Here is a 19,657-nt window from a genome sequence, read left to right as displayed (position 1 = left end):
CGGATATAAGTATATATAGAGTGATTAAACAAATGATATTCATGATGTTAATTATTATAGTGTATTTATGATAATACTAATTACTTTAGATAGATGATGTAATTGAATGAATATAAACCATCTTATATGAAGTGCTAATCACAGTTAAATATGCGAGCTGTAGTGATGTCGAAGGGTACTCATAATCTTTATTACCAAAAAAGAATTGAACAAGCTATTAATAAATCACTCAGTGAGTTTAAACGACTATCTATCTTTAGAATTGATTTACGATCCCCTTATGGAAGAATCGACTATAAAGATGACCATAAAGTGAATACTCGCTTTTTTGAGTCATTAAAAAGAAGGATCATGGTTGACGTTAAAAATAAAAGCCATTTATGGGGACGGAATCTAAGGGTTAATGTAGATTATGTTTGGGTAAGAGAAGTAGGGCCGATTAATCAGAAAACACATTACCATGTTGCCTTATTGCTAAATAAAGATGTTTATTATAGCACAGGTCATTATCATGAAGGTAATAATCTTGCAGCATTAATTATTAATGCTTGGGACAGTGCACTAGGATTATTTAATAACCCTCAGAAAGGATTAGTGCAATTTTCCAGTTGTCATTACTTAGAACAAGAAAAAATTGGTTTTGAACAAGCCTATATCAATACGATGCATGCATTAAGTTATCTTGCTAAAGATTATAGCAAACCTTATCACGATAGATTTCGTTGTTTTGGGGGTAGTCAATAAGTAATTTTTTACATATCGGGGATATGATTTGAGAAGTCATATCCCGATAATTATCTCGATATCACTTCTGCCTTTTCATTTCAAAGACAGGAGCTTCTAAATGAATAATATGAAAGTATCTTTACTAAATGACCAATTCGTTGATATGAAATTTATTACTTGCTTAACTGGATTAACGGACAAATGGTTTTATAAACAGATTCAAGAGGGTGAGTTTCCAAAACCGATTAAATTAGGGCGCAGCTCTCGTTGGTTAAAGAGTGAAGTAGATCAATGGCTGCAAGCGCGTCTTGTGGCTTCTCGGTATTAACCCTTTCGAAGTCAACATATTCAATTTAACCCCAATTTGTTGTATGAATTAATTTATGGAGTACCGAGAGTATGAAAAAGCTGCCCGCTCGTTACGAAGAGTTATTGAGTTATTATCAACGTTGGTTAAATGGGTATACGAAGTTGTCCATTTGCCAAGGTATGTGTCATTCACTCATTCAAAACAGTCACTATTTGATAGTGTCGTACATTCGTTTTTCGAGTCATGAAGCCTGCCAGGTGGCGGTTATTCCTGCTCGTCTCTATCGACTGGTGTATGGCAACGCCTACCCTGACAAGCTCACCGAAGAAGAGGATTTAAACCTGAGTTTTCATATCGATGAACGGCTGTTACGCTACCACCCTATGCTGGAAGGGATACTGCTCAGTGAATGTGCGCGTCTTAAACAGCACTCCTTTGCTAACAAGTTAATCAGTTTATTTCAGCAATTTAATGATCCGGAAATACGACCGAAATTGGTCTGGTTATGTTGGTATGATTTGCTGTTAGGGTCACCATTAGACGATTGGAACCATACACTTAAGTTGAAATCCAAAGAACAACTTGTGGAATGGGTGATTGATAGGCAAGCTGAAAATTGGGGATTAACAACTATTATGGATGAATATGTATTGTTCAGCCGATAAGCACGGCAAAGTAATATGGAGGATCAAAAGGATTAATATCGTTAACGCGTGCTACTCACTGTGTTGATATTCCTTCTCATGACAAACCTCATATCTGATAACGCTATGCTTTCACTTCAGACACTTTTGTAATTGCCTTGCGGATGGCAATCAATCAGGCAAACTGATGCCACTGCTATATGTACAACCGTCCTCAGTAGCTTAAGTCATGCTGTTGTCGAGGGTAATGAATCCACTGACATGAAAATCCTCCTAAGTTGCATAATACCCACCTTTTATCTGTTGTTAACAGGGTACGTATAACTCTATATATGAGTATTCATATCTATTTAAAATAAATAGATAAAAAATATTGCTGGATTACTTAACTCTACCTATAATTCAAACTATTTATTTAAGATAAATTGCTTGTATTGTTTGGTGTGAAAGCGAGTTTTTCGTTGTCTTTAATGGTCTCTGAGGACGGATTTGCTTTGGAATAATTTACCGTTTTACCTTATGAGCCTTGGTTTACGGCTAAGGGCGGTAGCATATCAAAATATCAATAATGCTTTACTTTCTAAATTAGAATTCTTCACATTACTTATTTGTTTTTTAAGAAAAAAGAGTCACAGTGTTAATTGCTTTGCTTAAATAAAAGGATCATTGAATGAAAATTTACTGACTATTATGGAATGAAGGTGAATTGTTTTCCCCGCAACAATTTCAACAACAAGTTCAGTTGGAAGCTTTCACAAACCAAGGTGCATCAGGTTTATCTTCTCTTTTTACCAGGGGGGAAAAGTTGAACTGGATGAAGCACTTTTATCGTCAGGTTGCTTGCAAGTTCACCAATTACGGGCATGATTGCCAAATTAACTATGCCATTTCACTTATCACTAATATCACTAATTTAAGTTATATCAACTTTATGGAGATCTAAGAGGCCAATCTATATCAGTTGTTAGCTGAAAATAATGAAATATCAAAAGGGTGCGGAAATAAAGTGGGGGAAGGGATTAAGAACCTATCCCAAAAGGAATTGTCAGATAATACATAATGATAATTTATGAGGGCAAAGCATGGTGGGAACAAGTGGCAAATCAGTGATGAACTCTGGGAGAAAATGGCTCCTCTCATCCCGGAGCATAGAACTCAACACCCGCTGGGTACGCACCGCAAGCGGGTTGATAATCGCGCTGCAATGAATGCCATTTTCTTCGTACTCAGGACGGGGTGCCAGTGGAATGCGCTAAATGCCACCGGTATATGCTCGTCAAGCTCTGCTCATCGCCGATTTCAGGAGTGGCGGGATGCTGGCGTATTTGAACGCTTCTGGCAAAACGGGTTGCTTGCTTGCGAACAGTTGGACGCTATTGACTGGTCGTGGCTGTCGATGGATGGTTGTATGACCAAATCCCCCCTGGCAGGCTCAAAAAACAGGGCGGAACCCTACAGACCGTGGGAAACAGGGCGTAAAGCGCAGTCTGATGACTGACGCGAACGGGCCTCCGCTTGCACTGGTTGTAGCCGGAGCAAATACGCACGACATAAAGCTGGTTGCGGATACGCTCGATGCCCTCCAGACGGGCAGACCATGCAAGAGGCTCCGGTTGTGCATGGACAAAGGGTATGAAGCGGAATGGTTGGGATCGTATCTGAGAAGTCGTCGCTATGAACCTCATATCCAGTCACGGAAGGATGAGTCAGAAGCCATCAAAAACACGGATTTTAAGGCTCACCGCTGGGTTGTAGAGAGAACACACAGTTGTATGAATCGCTACCGTCGTGTCCTGACTCGTTGGGAGAAGAAAGTCGAGAATTATGAGGCGATGCTGCATTTTGTCTTGTCTGTGGTGTCATTGTCTGGAATAAAACCCTATTGGGATAGACTCTAAAGTAAGATTTATCTGTAATTATATCTTATTTATAGATAGTTTAGTTAATAACTATCTCACTCGAGCTTATTTGGGTATAATAGCCAAAATTAGTTGGGTAAATTAAGAATTATCAGTGAACAGGTAGCTGTAAGCCCGGGGCGGTAGCGTACCAAAATCATGAGATAACTACTTTTAGCTCTCTGTTTTTTATAATCAAAATACGACTTATTACTCCAAAATGAAAATATTAGTTACTGGTGGTGCAGGCTTTATTGGTTCTGCGATTGTTCGTCATATTATTAATAATACCAATGACGCTATTATTAATGTCGACAAACTAACTTATGCAGGAAATTTAGAGTCGCTTAATTCTGTTTGTGAAAATAATCGCTATACATTTATTCAAGCAGATATTTGTGAAGCAAAATTAATTACAGATATATTTAAGCAACATCAACCTGATGCCATAATGCACTTAGCAGCCGAATCACATGTTGACCGTTCTATTGATGGCCCAAGTGAGTTTATCCAAACCAATATCATTGGTACTTACACATTATTAGAAGCCGCGCGCCAATATTGGAATCAACTCCCAACAGATAGAAAAGCCGCCTTCCGCTTTCACCATATATCCACTGATGAAGTCTATGGCGACCTTGAATCAACAACAGATCTTTTCACTGAAACAACACCATATGCGCCAAGTAGCCCTTACTCTGCGTCAAAAGCGTCTAGTGATCATTTAGTCAGAGCGTGGCAACGTACCTATGGTTTACCAACCATCGTAACAAACTGCTCTAATAACTATGGTCCATTCCACTACCCTGAAAAACTGATCCCTTTAATCATTTTAAATGCATTAGAAGGAAAAGCTCTGCCTGTTTACGGTAACGGACAACAGATCAGAGATTGGTTATATGTAGAAGACCATGCACGAGCACTCTATAAAGTCGTTACTGAAGGTAAGATTGGTGAAACCTACAATATTGGCGGTCATAATGAAAAAGCCAACATTGATGTGGTAAAAACAATTTGTAGCATCCTTGAAGAACTCGTACCAAACAAACCGAATAATATTGAGAATTATAGTGACCTGATTACTTATGTGACTGATAGGCCTGGTCACGACTTACGTTATGCCATTGATGCTACAAAAATTAAAAATGAACTGAACTGGGTACCGGACGAAACATTTGAAACGGGTCTACGTAAAACGGTTGAATGGTATTTAAAGAACTCAGAATGGTGTGAATCAGTTCAAAATAATAAATATAATAGAGAAAGACTAGGGGCTTAAAAGTGAAAGGTATTATTTTAGCGGGTGGTTCTGGTACAAGGTTATATCCAATAACCATGGGAGTATCTAAACAGTTACTTCCTATTTACGATAAACCTATGATTTATTATCCGCTGTCAGTACTTATGTTAGCAGGGATCCGCGAAATACTTATTATTACAACACCTGAAGATCAAAGCAGCTTCGAACGTTTATTAGGTGACGGTTCTCAGTTTGGTATTTCATTACAATATGCAATACAACCAAAACCGGAAGGTTTAGCGCAAGCTTTTATTATCGGCGAAGAGTTTATTGGTTCGGATAGTGTGTGTTTGGTGTTAGGGGATAATATATTTTACGGGCAAGCATTTACACCAAAATTAAAAGAAGCTGCATCACGTCCCGAAGGCGCAACTGTTTTTGGCTATCAAGTCAAAGATCCTGAACGTTTTGGTGTTGTTGAATTTGATAAAAATAAAAAAGTACTCTCTATCGAGGAGAAACCTAAAAATCCTAAATCAACTTATGCAGTAACAGGATTATATTTTTATGATAATCACGTTGTTGAGCTCGCTAAACAAGTTAAACCTTCTAATCGAGGTGAGTTAGAAATTACAACCCTTAATGAAATGTATTTAAAGCGTAACTCATTGAATGTTGAAATGCTAGGTCGTGGTTTTGCTTGGTTAGATACTGGAACTTATGAAAGCCTACTTGAAGCGGCACAATTTGTAGAAACAATAGAAAAAAGGCAAGGCTACAAAGTTGCCTGCTTAGAAGAAATTGCATATAACAACAGTTGGATATCTAATCAAGATCTCATAGCAAGAGCTGAATTGATGGCTAAAAATAGCTATGGTGAATATTTATTATCACTCGTGAAATAATCTTGTGAATAATAATTTAAAACAAAAAGCAACTTCAGGACTTAAATGGAGTGCAATTGAGCGCCTTGCAACACAAGTCGTTCAGTTAGCAGTGATGCTAGTTTTAGCCCGAATGTTAGGTCCCCACGCATTTGGACTAATCGGAATGCTAGCTGTGTTCATTTCTGTCAGCCAAGTCTTTGTTGATAGTGGATTAAGTTCAGCCCTAATAAGAAAACAGGATCGCACAGAAGAGGATTACTCGACAGCATTCTATTTTAATATTGTTATCGCTTTCATTTGTTATGCGATACTATATTTTAGTGCGCCTTATATTGCCGACTTTTATAAACAACCAGAATTAACTTCATTAACGCGTGTATTATCATTGGTCGTAATAATTAATGCGTTAGCTATTATACAACGTACTAAATTGTCCATAAATATGGACTTTAAAACCCAAGCAAAAGCATCATTAGCCGCAGTAATCATAAGTAGCTTAGTCGCATTTTCAATGGCATATTTTGGTTTTGGTGTATGGTCACTAGTAGGTCAAACATTAAGTTATGCTGCTTTTAATGCTCTTTTTTTGAATATATTACATCGTTGGCTGCCAATATTAAGTTTTAATACTGAATCATTCCGCCAATTATTTGATTTCGGCTCAAAACTGATGCTATCAGGGGTAATTGACAGTATTTATCAAAATATTTACCAAATAGTGATTGGTAAAAAATTTAACGTATTAGATGTTGGGTATTTTACGCAAGCAAACCAGTTAGTAAGAACACCAGCAATGACAATGACCTCTATTATTCAGCGTGTTACTTATCCTATGCTGAGTAGTATCCAAAATGATGAACAGCGATTGAATAATGCCTATCTGCTAACATTACGCGTATCAGCAGCCGTTATTTTCCCGTTACTTTTTGGATTTGCTGTTGTTGCTGACCCACTTATTCCTGAATTATTAGGCCGTGAATGGCAACCAGCTGCTTTATTTGCCAGGATATTAGCAATTGGTTTACTCCTTTACCCTATTCATGCCATTAATTTAAATTATTTACAAGTTAAAGGTAGGTCTGATTTATTTCTAAAATTAGAAATTCTAAAGAAAATTATTACCACTATTATTCTTGTGATCACCATTCCTTATGGAATTAAAGTTATTTGTATTGGGATAGTTATTCAATCTTATCTCGCATTATTTATCAATACTTACTATAACGGAAAAATAGGCAAGCTATCAGGTTATATTCAGTTAAAAGCTTTATTCCCTATCTGGCTAATAGCACTAATAACATGTTCTGCCGCATTATTTATCACTAAACTAATCGCCATACCACCTTGGTTTTCAATAGCATTAATTATTTTGATTGCCTGTGTTTTTTATATATTCAGCATACGTTTTTTTCAAAAAGATCTCTATCAGTATCTCATATTGAATACTCTTCCAAAGAAGCTAACGAAAAATTATGAATAATATCACTGTAACGTCACCATTATTACCACCATTAGAAGAACTCACACCATATCTAGAAGATATTTGGTCAAGAAAATGGTTAACGAATAGCGGGCATTATCACCAATTGCTAGAAAAAGAGTTATGTGACTATTTAGGTGTAAAATATGTCTCATTATTCTCTAATGGAACGTTAGCTTTAATCACCGCATTACAATCTTTGGATCTAGAAGGTGAAGTAATTACAACACCTTATAGTTTTGTTGCAACCAGTCATGCGATTCTACTCAACAACTTAAAACCGGTTTTTGTTGATATCGACCCAAATACTTTTAATATCGATCCTAAAAAAATAGAAGAGGCAATTACTGAAAATACGTCAGCGATATTACCGGTTCACGTCTACGGTAATCCTTGCGATCATGATGCTATTCAAAAAATTGCTGATAAGCATGGATTAAAAGTAATCTATGATGCTGCACATGCATTTGGTGTAACTAAAAATGGCCTATCTATCCTTAACTGGGGCGACCTATCAATCTTGAGTTTCCACGCAACTAAAGCTTACTCAACAATTGAAGGTGGTGCTATTATTTGTCATACCAAAGAAATGAAAGAAAAATTAGATAGGTTAAAAAACTTTGGTTATGAATCAGAAACACAAATATCAATGTTAGGCTCAAATGCCAAAATGAATGAAGTACAAGCTGCGTTTGGTTTAGCTGCACTTAAACATATTGATAATGCAATAAGCATAAGAAATAATATCGCTAAAATATATCGGGATGAAATTAGCAAGATAAAAGGATTAACTTTTTTATCTCAACCTGAAAATGTTAAATTCAATGATTCTTATTTTCCTATTTTTGTTGATGAAAAAGAATTTGGCATGAGCAGAGATGAACTATACTTTAGATTTAAAGAAAGTAATATTTTATCTAGAAGATATTTTTATCCTTTAATAACAGATTTTTCTTTTTATAAAAATCATCCAAATATCGTAAAATATGATTTAAAAATATCAAAACAAGTATCGGATAATGTTATTTGTTTGCCAATACATCATAATGTAGATAGAGATGATATAACAAAAATATTAAACTTACTAATCAACTAATAATTTGCATAAAATGAATATATCTAATGATGTCAGTTTGCTTAATAAAGACAGTTTTATTGATTTTTTAAATAGTGTTAACTCAGATTTCACCCCCTCTCTTGATAAAAAAATAAACTTTAGTGAATACTATTATAAAGTAATAAATAATGCCAAGGTAATATTTATCATTGAAAAAAAAACAATAATTTCTCTAATGGTATATTATGATAATTTAGATGAGGCTCAAATAACATTAGTTGCTGTAAGAAATTCATATAGAGGCAAAAAAATATCATATTTATTGTTCGAGTCCCTTTTTAAACTAATTAATAAACCCATAAATATCATTACATGGGATGATAATACCGTATCAAAAAGATTATACATGAAATTAGGGTTTATAATAAAAAATAGATATATTAACAAATATGGCATAAGTGAAGTTTTAATGGTGAAAAAATGAATATATTATTAACATCTGCTGGTAGACGTACATACCTAGTTGATTATTTTAAAGATGCATTAATAGAATCACAGGGTAAAGTTTTTGCTGCAAATAGTACCTTTACTTATGCCATGACTCATGCAGATTCATACATAATAACGCCTGAGATATACTCAAATAATTATATTGATTTTTTATTACAATATTGCAAAGAAAATAATATAAATGTAATTATCTCATTATTTGATATTGATTTACCTATATTGGCTAAAAATAAGCAAAAATTTTTAGATATTGGTGTAAATATTATTGTATCTTCTCCAAATGTCATTGATATTTGTAATGATAAATGGAAAACATATCTTTTTTTAGTTGAAAGAAACATTTCAACCCCAAAAACTTTTTTGTCATTACCAGCTGTACATGAAGCTATTGAAAATAAAATATTAGAACTACCATTAATAATTAAGCCTCGTTGGGGAATGGGCTCGATCGGTATTTATAAAGCAGAAACAATAGATGAGATAAATATTTTTTATAAAAAAGTAAAAAATGAAATTCAATCAACATACCTTAAGTATGAGTCAGCCTTAGATATTGAAAAATCAGTACTGATACAACAGTATATATCTGGTAATGAATATGGATTAGAAATTATCAATGATTTAGATGGTAACTATATCACTACGTTTTGTAAGCAAAAAGTAGCTATGCGTTCCGGAGAAACAGATCAAGCTTTAACGATTAATAATCCAGCTCTTCATAAGCTTGGTGAGTTATTATCACGAGAGTTAGGTCATGTTTGTATTTTAGATTCTGATTGTTTAGAAGAAAATGGTAAGTTTTATATATTAGAAATGAATGCTCGGTTTGGTGGACAATATCCATTCTCTCATTTAGCAGGAGCACACATTCCTAAACAAATAATCGAATGGATTTCAAATGGTCAAACTAAAAATGAGTATGTTACCATTAAAGAAAACGTTCTCTGCTGTAAAGATATCAAACCAACTATTATTAAAAATGAATATTAATCCTTTAAAAGCTCCCGAAAATGAAGCTTCAATCATGAACCATTGGAAATATACAGATAAAGTATATGTTAGCTGTGTTTGCATTACATTTAATCAAGAAGGTTATATTAGAGATGCAATTAATGGAATGCTTGCGCAGATTACAGATTATAAATTTGAAATAGTTATTCATGATGATGTTTCTAACGATAACACCCGAAAAATCCTTCTAGAGTATAAAAATAAGTACCCTAATATCATTAAGTTAGTTTTACAAACTGAAAATCAATATCAACAAGGAAAAAAGATAACTCCATTAGCGATAGCTCACGCTGATGGCGAATATATCGCTTTATGTGAAGGTGATGATTATTGGATTGATGAGTATAAAATTCAAAAACAAATTAATGAATTACTTTTGAATGAAAATATAAATTTTGTTATAACCCATGCCATTTCTTTATTCCCTAATGGTGTAAAAGATGATTTTTGTAATTTGGGCGAAACTAAAAAAAATATCCCTTTTGATAATTGCATAATTGGACCAAAAAAAGACTTTTACCCAACAGCGACATTCTTTTTTAAGAAAAAAATCATTCCATTACTGCCTGATTGGTTTTACTCTATTGCACCAGTAGGTGATTACTATATGCAGCTATTCGCATCCTATAATCAAGGATGTATGTATTTACCTGATATCACATCCGTATATAGACGAGATTCTATTGGTAGTTGGAGCCAGTCAATAAACAATGATAAATTTATACTAGATCGTAAAGCAAGACTAGTATGTAGTAACTTAATTAGTAATCAGCTAAATCTAAATAGCTCACAGAACGCTTCATTAAAAAAAATACAGTGTATATATATAAAAGATCTTTCATTTTCATACTTAAAGAAAAAAAATATTTTATGCTTTTTGTATTATATGCTAATTGGTTTCTTCAAAAATCCATTAAATTATACTTGCATGATAATGTCAAGCATGAATAATAAATTAAAAAAACATTGACCTATTATTATTTATTTTCAATTAACCTTCTCTAGATTTTAGATATATTTAAATAAACTCAATATGATATGAAAAAGATAACAATTAGAAATGAAGATTATTTGCTGCTGGTTATTTTTTGCTCATTTATTAGCTTTAATTCTCTCCCAATTAACTTAATTTATATATTAGGCTTTGTACTATTATTAATTGGCACTCTAAATTTATTTTTAAAACCAAAAATAAAAAATCTCACATATGTTTATTTTTTATTTTCAACCTTATTTTTAATAAGTCAGTACATTGGCATTTTTTTATCAAAATTAACCTATGATAATGATATAAATGTATTATCTCCTTTACTATTTTATTTCTCATGGCTTATTTCCATTTTTATACCAAATATCATACATACTATTCCGTATAAAAAAAGAAACTCAATATATATAAAATCAATTAATATATCTATAATATTTTTATCTATTGAATTATTATCCCGAACCTTACTATACGAATCAAGTCGAGGATTTATATATGCACTGAAAAGTAGTTATTTTTATTTTGACTCGAACTTCGCGGGGCTAGTAATAACGTCACTAATTGCATTTGCTATTTATTTAAATAAAGTATTGGAAGTCAAAGTTAAAAAACAAATATTTTTACTTTTCGTTCTACTTTTATTAACCTTTTCTAGAGCGGCAATTGTTGCTGGTATAATAATTATTATTATATATCACAGTATTGTTAGATTTAGATTAAAGTCATATTTCACACTATTGGCAACATTTTTTACATTTAGTTATTTACTTTATCAATATCTATATCTTGATATAAATTTCAGAGATTTAGATGGTAGTTTTAACTCCAAGTTCTACATTTTTAGTATAGCTGAAGATTTGTATTCATCTCTTCCAGTTGATTTGAAATTTTTTGGAATAGGGATGGGAAATGCAGAATCATTTTTGGGTATTTTTGCACATAATATATATGTAACATTTTTTTTAGAGTTCGGAATAATTGGAAGCGTAGTATTCCTATCATTTACAGCTTACTCTCTCTATATTTCAAAAAGCTATACTATAATTTTATGGCTTCCTATATTCATTTGTGGGATTTCTCTATTCAGTGCATACTCGCCATTTATATTTATTATTAATGCAATAATTATCTCAGAAGAAAGAGAAAAACAAAAAGGACATAATCCGTCATATGAATAATACATTACCATTAATTTCTGTTGTTATGCCTACATATAATGTAGCTCCTTGGATCAAAAAATCTATAGACAGCATATTGAAACAAACATACCCAAACATTGAATTAATTATAATTGATGATTGCTCAACTGATAATACCTATAATATTATTAAAAAACTAGCTAAAAATAATCCAAAAATAATTCATCAACAAAATTCCAAAAACTTAAAGATATGTCAAACATTAAATAAAGGTATAAAATTAAGTAAAGGTAACTATATTGCAAGGATCGATGGAGATGATATTGCTGATCTTGAACGAATCCAAAAGCAATACGATTTATTAGTAACCAAAAATTTAGATTTAGTTGGATGCCAAATGATTGGTATAGATGAAAATGATAACAAATTATCATATAGTAATCTTCCATGCGGTTCCAAGCTAATTGATAAAACAAAGCTTTTAAGAACACCTATCACGCACATATGGCTATGTAAAAAAGATATATATATAAAATTAAACTATTATAGAGAAATACCTTATGCAGAAGATTATGATTTCATACTACGAGCTTTAGATAATGGTTTTAAATGCGATAACCACCCTGAAGCTTTAATGTATATTAGGCATAGACTTGGAAATACGGCTTCAACCTTTAGTTTAAAGCAGCGAAAAACGCATGCATACGTAGTTAAACTAGCTAAAGAGCGAATTCTAAATAAAAATAATATTGATTCTTTTTCTGAAAAAAAACTGGCGTCATATATTAATTATTGGAACATTACGAACTTACTCCATAAATATTCATCTCAACAGTTAAATTCTGCTTATAAAAGTAATAGCAAAATCATAAAATCAGTGCATATATTATTGTGCTTGGCCACATCAATATATAATACAAAATATTTAATTGATAGATTTAAATATGATTTAGAAAGAAAAAAATTGAGTGACATAAAAAATTCTATTAAATAATTTTAATGACTTGTTACGAAATAGCTAATCGACTAATAGGAAGCCTACTAAATGGACATATAGCACAATATTAATTACTGTTATATCTTTTAAATCTAATAGACATCTAAATTAACTCAGAACCATTATTAACCTATTAATATATACAAATAAACAATATTTTAAATATAGAGTCGTTATGAAAAATATATTTATATTAATTGATGATATTAGCCATACCGGCGGCACTGAAAGAGTCGCATGTATATTATGCAATGAATTTTCCAGAATGGGATACTCCGTATTTTTATATTCACTTAACTATTCTAAAAATACATTAACGTTTGAATTAGATAACAACGTTACTTTAAAAACATTTCAGGGAAAAAAAAGGTATTTATCATTAATAAAAATAATGAAACACATTAAACAACAAGACGGATGCCTCATTACAATTTCCATGGGGAGACTTTCTGTTGATGTCGCCCTAGCTTCTATAATTCACAAACCTAAAAAAATCATCTTCTCCGAACATATATCATTCGAATCGTTTAGCCTTGTCAAACAAAAAATAAAAAAACTTGCGTATTACTTTGCAAGTAAAGTGATTTTTTTGACAGAAAACGATAAGAACATATTTAGAAATGATACTGGAAAATATGATTTCATTAGAAATATTAACCCATACTTTCAATCAGGCCTTACAATAAGGGATTTTAATGTTCGTAAAAATATTGCTATTGCGGTAGGTCGATTAACTTATCAAAAAGATTTTGAATCATTAATAAACATTTGGAAATCGACTAAAACGAAAGATTGGGAACTACTAATTATAGGTGATGGTGAAGATTACTCTAAATTAAAATCAATAATATCTGATAATGATAATATTAGGCTAATACCTGCTACTTCTGATATATCTAGTTATTATAATTGTTCAAAATTGTTCTTAATGACATCTCGTTATGAGGGATTACCAATGGTACTAATTGAGTCTCAATTTTTTGGTGTACCATCAATAGCATACAATTGCAAAACAGGGCCAAAGGAGATTATCAAAGATAAGTCAACGGGATATATAATTCCCTATGGTGATAACGCCTCATTTTCAACTAAACTTAGTTCACTCATATTTAATGATGAACTTCTTTATAAAATGCACAAAAATGCATTAAAGAATAAAGATGAATTTAGCCCTAAAAAAATAATGAAAAAATGGATAGATATAGTTTCAGAATAGCTCTCATAAAACAAAATTAACTGTGGAAAAAATGATTAAATTTACTGTTTTGCTTTCAGTCTATAAAAATGAATCTGCTGAGTATTTAAATGATGCTTTCAATAGCATATTAATATACCAGACAGTGCTACCAAATGAAGTAATTTTAATAAAAGATGGTAGATTATCTAGTGAATTAGATGATTTGATATATCACTGGAGCAAACAATATCCAAAAATAATGAAAGTAATCGAGCTAAAAGAGAATGTAGGGTTAGGTAAAGCTTTAAATGAAGGTTTAAAATATTGCTCGTATAATTGGGTTTTTCGAATGGACACTGATGACTATTGCATGCCAGATAGATTTGAAAAACAGTTATTATATATACATTTTAATCCTAACATAGTTTTACTTGGATCTTGTATAGAAGAGTTTGACTCCACAATGTCAAGATCATTAGGCTATAGAAACGTTCCCTGTTCACATAATGATATTCTTAAATATGTAAACCAAAGAAATCCATTCAACCATATGACAGTAGCTTTTCGTAAAGATATTATCGAACTAGTTGGTGGTTACCAACATCATTTATATATGGAAGATTATAATTTGTGGATTAGGGTTATTGCCGCTGGTTACAAAGTAGCTAACTTACAAGATTCCTTAGTTAAAGTAAGATGTGGCGATTCTATGGTTAAACGACGCAAAGGTATAACTTATATAAAAAGTGAATTTCAACTAGCTAAATTGAAAATTGAGAAAAAAATTGATACTCCACTTAATTCATACTTAAATTTTACGCTACGTAGTATCCCTAGATTATTACCAACTTCAATACTTTCAAAAATTTATAAAAAACTAAGAAAATAAAGGTTTATTATGTTAACTATCATCGGTGGATCCGGTTTTATTGGAACCCGTCTCTCCAATCAATTAAAATCTAAAAATATCGACTTTAAAATTGTTGATATCCAAAAAAGCGAAGCTCATCCTGAAAAATGGGAATTTGGTGATGTCACTAAACCAGAAACGCTTATCGAACCACTAAAAGGAACTGACGTCATTATCAATTTATCTGCTCAACATAAAGATAATGTTCACCCTATTAGCCTTTATTATGAAGTAAACGTTGATGGAGCTAAAAATGTTTGTGATGTCGCTGAACAACTTGGTATTAAACATATAGTATTTACCTCTTCCGTAGCTGTTTATGGCTTTGTCGAAAAAGAAACTGGTGAAGATGGTGAGTATCATCCGTTTAATGATTATGGTAAATCAAAGTTAGAAGCCGAATATGTGTATGATGCTTGGCAGGCTAAATCAGCGAATCACACCCTTGTTACGATACGACCAACGGTGGTTTTTGGCGAAAATAACCGAGGTAATGTCTATAACCTATTCCGCCAAATTGCCTCAGGTCGTTTTTTGATGATTGGTAGTGGTGACAACCAAAAATCGATGGCGTATGTTGAAAATGTTGCTGCATTTATCCATTTTGCAACCACCTTCACTGAAGGTAAACATGTTTTCAATTATATTGATAAACCTGACTTCACCATGAATGAGCTCACTACCGTTATCTGTAACGCATTAGATAAACCTAAATCAAATATTCGTATTCCTTATCCTATTGGGATCATGGGTGGATATTGTTTTGATATTTTATCTAAAATTACTGGTAAAGAATTTCCGGTAAGCAGCATCAGGGTGAAAAAATTTTGTGCTAGAACGCAGTTTAAATCAAATTATATTGCAGATACCTCTTTCAAGGCACCAGTGACTCTTGAAAAAGGTATTGCTAATACTGTTCAATATGAATTCAAATAAATTAAAATATTTTCTTTTATCATCATTTTGCTAAAGGGATCGCGAGTGTATATGAAACGCCTTTCTATTGCTGTACTAATGCTTACAGCATTAACCGGCTGTACCGTTACCCCTGGTGTCTATATGTCTACATCAGGCAAAAATGTCGTCGACACTGGCGATCGTGATATCTCTAAATTTGTGGATATCTATCCGATTTCACCAAAACTGTTAGATGAGATGTACGTGGCTCCAGTGATCGCCAAACCAAACCCTACCCTTGAAAAGCAACTTTCAACCTATGAATACCGTGTGGGTGTGGGTGACGTATTGACCATCACTGTGTGGGAGCACCCTGAATTAACTATTCCAGCGGGTTCTTATCGTAACGCTGCCGATTCAGGTAACTGGGTTCATTCCAATGGCACCATTTACTACCCTTATATCGGTAACGTGAAAGTTGTTGGTAAAACACTGTCTGAGATCCGTAATTTAGTTAGCAGTAAACTGGCTACCTATATTGAATCCCCACAAGTGGATGTCAGTATTGCGGCATTCCGCTCACAAAAAATGTATGTTTCTGGCGAAGTCGCTAAACCAGGTACATTGCCAATTACCAATATCCCTCTTACCGTTCTGGAAGCCTTTAATAACGCGGGTGGCCTCACCGAAAAAGCCGATTGGGATAACGTCGTGCTGACCCGTAATGGCAAAGAAATTAAACTCTCATTGCAATCATTGGTACAGTATGGCGATATGACCCAAAACTACCTGATGATCCCAGGTGATACGCTTTATGTACCACGCAACGACGGTCAAAAAGTATTCGTGATGGGTGAAGTCGGCCAGCCCAATACCCTAACTATTGACCGTGCAGGCATGAGTATCACTGAAGCACTCAGTAAAGCCGGGGGTACCGATCAAACAACCGCTAATGCAACCGGTGTGTTTGTTATCCGTCCAATTAAAAACCAAACCTCTGGTGATAAAGAACTTGATGCGTTGCTACCAAAAAAAATGGCAGCGGTATATCAGTTAGATTTATCTGATGCCACCGCTATGGTAATGGGAACAGAGTTTAGACTACAGCCTTATGACCTAGTCTATGTTACAGCAGCGCCTGTGGTACGTTGGAATCGCCTAATTACTCAATTACTACCAACTATTGCCTCTTATAACCAATTAACCGAAGGCGTAAAACGCGTACACGACTGGTAATCGTCATGTTTAACAATATCCTAGTTGTTTGTATGGGTAATATTTGTCGCTCCCCCACAGGGGAGCGTTTATTACAGGCCCATTTCCCCAATAAAAAAATACACTCTGCTGGCATTATTGCCAAAGACAATCGCCCCGCTTATGACAGTGCCATCCGTATCGCACAGCAACATGATCTCTGTTTAGACAATCATCAATCACGACGTTTAACCAGCGAATTATGTAAAGAAGCAGACTTAATCCTAGTGATGGAAAACGATCATATTGATAGGATCCATCAACAGTTTCCCGAAACTCGTGGCAAAGTCATGTTATTCGGCCAGTGGCTTAATAAAACCGAGATCCCAGATCCACATAAACGCAGTGATGAAATGTTTGAACATATTTATCAACTGATGGAAAAAGCCGTTATACAGTGGCAAGGGAAAATTTAATTTTAATTTTGGAAGGCTTAGCATTTAACTGATTATGAACACGACAAAAAATAGCTCCCCTGCCTCGGACGAGATCGATCTGCTGGCGCTTTTTAAAGTATTAAAGTCCAGTTATCTTAAAATCGGCTTTTTTACTCTGTTTTTTATTTTGCTTGCAGCAGCTTACAGTTTTTTAGCTACCCCTATCTATCAAGCTAATGCGACACTGCAATATGACAAAGCCAGCCAAGTTTCTCTTGTTGACCAAATGAGTGAAATGATGCCTTTGTCTAATAGCAATGGCCAAGTCGATTCCGAAATTGAAGTCATTAAGTCACGAATGGTGCTGGGCAAAACCGTGACTAACCTGAATTTAGATACTCAAATCGCACCAGCAGGCTTTTTTGATAAGCTGTGGGGCGATCAAACCGATGCTGTCGTGGCTCTCTATTTAGTTCCTGAATACTTTATTGGAAAGCCTGCGACGTTGACCTATTTGGGCGATAACAAATATTCTCTCAATATTGAAGGTCAAGTTCTTGAAGGCACCGTTGGTATTCTCTTAAAACAAGACGATATTAGTTTATTGGTTTCATCCTTAGTTGCAGAGGTTGGTCAAGAATTTACCTTAGTTAAAAATGCGCGTTATTCAACCATTGAAAACCTACGTAACACTTTAACTATTGCAGAAGTGGGTAAAGGAACCGGTATTATCAATATGGCCATTAAAGGTGCCGATAAAACCGAAAACGTGCAAATCTTAAACAGCATTATTCAAAATTACGTCGACCAAAATACCGAGCGTAAAAAAGAAGTCACAAATAACACCTTATTATTCTTAGATGAATATCTGCCTAAGATTAAAACCAAGCTGGATAACTATGAAAACCAGCTAAACACCTTCCGTAAAAAGAATGAATCTATCGACTTATCATTAGAAGCCAAATCCGCCCTTGATAGTGCTTTGCAAGTCGAAGAAAAGTTAAATGAACTCACCTTTAAAGAAGTTGAAATTCAGCAATTATATACACGCAACCACCCAGCTTACCAATCACTGCTTGATAAGCGCCAGCAGCTGTTACGTGAGAAAGAGAAAATCAGTAAAGCGATTCAAAAACTGCCAAATACTCAACAACAAATTGTTCGTTTAACCCGTGATGTAGAGTCTGAGCAAGCTATCTACAATCAATTAGTGGCAAAACAGCAGGAACTGAGTGTATTAAACTCAGGGATCACCGCTGATGTGCGTATTATTGACTCTGCCGAATCTCAACCGAATGCCGTAGCACCTAAGAAAGCATTAATCTTAGTATTAGCTGCAATACTGGGCTTTATTGTGGGTTGTGCATATGTGATTGCTCGTGAGTTCTTTAATAATAAAATTAAAGGCACTGAGGATATTGATGCACTGGGTATCAACGTCTATGCCACTATTCCTTTCTCTAGCTATGAGAAGAAATTAATTGCAGAAGGTAACAAGCACCCACTCGCATTAGAAAACCCTGCCGATACGGCGGTTGAAGCCATTCGTTCTTTACGTACTAGTGTTTATTTCTCGGTCATGAACCAAGGTAATAATCTGGTTATGGTCACCAGTGCTTCACCGGGTGTAGGTAAAAGCTTTGTTACCTCCAATATGGCGGTGGTGCTAGCAAATGCAGGCAAGTCAGTATTGTTAATCGATACTGACTTGCGTAAAGGCCGTATCCATAAAGCCTTTGGATTAAGCAATAAATTAGGTCTATCCGATTATCTCTCGCAATCAGATACTAGCCAGCCAAATATTCATAGCAATGTGATTGAAAACCTCGACGTGATTTGTCGCGGTAAGAATGTCACTCACTCTTCTGAATTGCTGATGAGCGAGCGCTTTAAACGTTTACTTGATACGGTGAAAGGTCAATACGATATCGTCGTGATTGATACTGCGCCAATACTGGCAATCACCGACTCAGCTATTATTGGTAAGTACGTTGGGACCTCATTGCTTATCGCCTATTATGGTGTGAACACGGTGAAAGATATTGAGCTATCGCTCAAACGCTTTAAGCAAAACGATATCGAAATTACGGGTGTGATCTTAAATGGTATCGATGCCAAGTCAGACGATTATAATTATGTTTATGAGTACTAGGAA

At 34.0% G+C, this 19,657-nt stretch carries 18 protein-coding genes and 1 pseudogene; all 19 read left to right on the top strand.

The features are described from left to right. The first annotated feature begins 165 nt into the window (after positions 1-165). The 19 genes and pseudogenes from M998_RS07675 (at position 166) to M998_RS07580 (ending at position 19,654) form a co-directional block, all read left to right on the top strand. Positions 166-744: an inovirus Gp2 family protein gene (locus M998_RS07675; protein WP_068908285.1), complete on the top strand. Its 579-nt coding sequence runs from the start codon at positions 166-168 to the stop codon at positions 742-744. A 100-nt stretch (positions 745-844) separates the two neighbouring features. Continuing rightward, positions 845-1,054 (top strand): helix-turn-helix transcriptional regulator, encoded by a 210-nt coding sequence (locus tag M998_RS07670; RefSeq protein WP_006662529.1) that lies wholly within the window; start codon positions 845-847, stop codon positions 1,052-1,054. Positions 1,055-1,125: 71 nt separating this feature from the next. Beyond that, entirely contained in the window at positions 1,126-1,701 is a 576-nt protein-coding gene (locus M998_RS07665) for a hypothetical protein (RefSeq protein ID WP_068908284.1), read from the top strand. Positions 1,702-2,749: 1,048 nt separating this feature from the next. Further along, positions 2,750-3,571 (top strand): annotated as a pseudogene (locus M998_RS19440) (IS5 family transposase). 227 nt (positions 3,572-3,798) lie between these two features. Beyond that, on the top strand, positions 3,799-4,857 hold the full coding sequence (gene rfbB, locus M998_RS07650) for a dTDP-glucose 4,6-dehydratase (protein WP_068908282.1): 1,059 nt from the start codon (positions 3,799-3,801) through the stop codon (positions 4,855-4,857). A 2-nt stretch (positions 4,858-4,859) separates the two neighbouring features. Beyond that, positions 4,860-5,723, top strand: a complete 864-nt coding sequence (gene rfbA, locus M998_RS07645; RefSeq protein WP_068908281.1) for a glucose-1-phosphate thymidylyltransferase RfbA — start codon at positions 4,860-4,862, stop codon at positions 5,721-5,723. A 4-nt stretch (positions 5,724-5,727) separates the two neighbouring features. Continuing rightward, positions 5,728-7,185, top strand: coding sequence for a lipopolysaccharide biosynthesis protein (locus M998_RS07640; RefSeq protein ID WP_068908280.1), 1,458 nt, complete (start codon positions 5,728-5,730; stop codon positions 7,183-7,185). Further along, the gene (locus M998_RS07635; RefSeq protein ID WP_068908278.1) at positions 7,178-8,281 is read left to right on the top strand and encodes a DegT/DnrJ/EryC1/StrS family aminotransferase; all 1,104 of its coding nucleotides are present in this window, start codon (positions 7,178-7,180) and stop codon (positions 8,279-8,281) included. Before M998_RS07640 ends, M998_RS07635 begins: the two co-directional genes overlap by 8 nt. Before the next feature lie 13 nt (positions 8,282-8,294). Continuing rightward, positions 8,295-8,726 (top strand): GNAT family N-acetyltransferase, encoded by a 432-nt coding sequence (locus tag M998_RS20055; RefSeq protein WP_068908276.1) that lies wholly within the window; start codon positions 8,295-8,297, stop codon positions 8,724-8,726. Next, positions 8,723-9,742, top strand: a complete 1,020-nt coding sequence (locus tag M998_RS07625) for an ATP-grasp domain-containing protein (RefSeq protein ID WP_068908274.1) — start codon at positions 8,723-8,725, stop codon at positions 9,740-9,742. The genes M998_RS20055 and M998_RS07625 overlap by 4 nt, the downstream gene beginning before the upstream one ends. Beyond that, positions 9,651-10,733, top strand: a complete 1,083-nt coding sequence (locus tag M998_RS07620; RefSeq protein ID WP_082913010.1) for a glycosyltransferase family 2 protein — start codon at positions 9,651-9,653, stop codon at positions 10,731-10,733. Before M998_RS07625 ends, M998_RS07620 begins: the two co-directional genes overlap by 92 nt. Before the next feature lie 68 nt (positions 10,734-10,801). Beyond that, a complete protein-coding gene (locus tag M998_RS07615) occupies positions 10,802-11,929 on the top strand; it encodes a hypothetical protein (protein ID WP_068908271.1) in 1,128 nt (375 codons plus the stop codon). Continuing rightward, complete coding sequence (locus M998_RS07610; RefSeq protein ID WP_068908269.1) at positions 11,922-12,884, top strand: glycosyltransferase family 2 protein; 963 nt, start codon at positions 11,922-11,924, stop codon at positions 12,882-12,884. The genes M998_RS07615 and M998_RS07610 overlap by 8 nt, the downstream gene beginning before the upstream one ends. Before the next feature lie 178 nt (positions 12,885-13,062). Then, entirely contained in the window at positions 13,063-14,103 is a 1,041-nt protein-coding gene (locus tag M998_RS07605) for a glycosyltransferase (RefSeq protein WP_068908267.1), read from the top strand. Positions 14,104-14,134: 31 nt separating this feature from the next. After that, positions 14,135-14,953 (top strand): glycosyltransferase, encoded by an 819-nt coding sequence (locus M998_RS07600; RefSeq protein ID WP_068908265.1) that lies wholly within the window; start codon positions 14,135-14,137, stop codon positions 14,951-14,953. A 9-nt stretch (positions 14,954-14,962) separates the two neighbouring features. After that, positions 14,963-15,910 carry an NAD-dependent epimerase/dehydratase family protein gene (locus M998_RS07595; protein WP_068908263.1) on the top strand — a complete coding sequence of 316 codons (948 nt, stop codon included), beginning with the start codon at positions 14,963-14,965 and terminating at the stop codon, positions 15,908-15,910. 51 nt (positions 15,911-15,961) lie between these two features. Continuing rightward, positions 15,962-17,107 (top strand): polysaccharide export protein, encoded by a 1,146-nt coding sequence (locus M998_RS07590; RefSeq protein ID WP_068908261.1) that lies wholly within the window; start codon positions 15,962-15,964, stop codon positions 17,105-17,107. A 5-nt stretch (positions 17,108-17,112) separates the two neighbouring features. After that, complete coding sequence (locus M998_RS07585) at positions 17,113-17,541, top strand: arsenate reductase/protein-tyrosine-phosphatase family protein (protein WP_068908259.1); 429 nt, start codon at positions 17,113-17,115, stop codon at positions 17,539-17,541. A gap of 34 nt (positions 17,542-17,575) precedes the next feature. After that, the gene (locus M998_RS07580; protein WP_082913009.1) at positions 17,576-19,654 is read left to right on the top strand and encodes a polysaccharide biosynthesis tyrosine autokinase; all 2,079 of its coding nucleotides are present in this window, start codon (positions 17,576-17,578) and stop codon (positions 19,652-19,654) included. Positions 19,655-19,657: the final 3 nt, after the last annotated feature.

The organism is Providencia heimbachae ATCC 35613, from assembly GCF_001655055.1.
In the GTDB taxonomy this organism is placed as follows: Bacteria; Pseudomonadota; Gammaproteobacteria; order Enterobacterales; family Enterobacteriaceae; genus Providencia; species Providencia heimbachae.
Note: the sequence above shows the minus strand (reverse complement) of the source record. Positions and strands in the feature narration are given on the sequence as shown.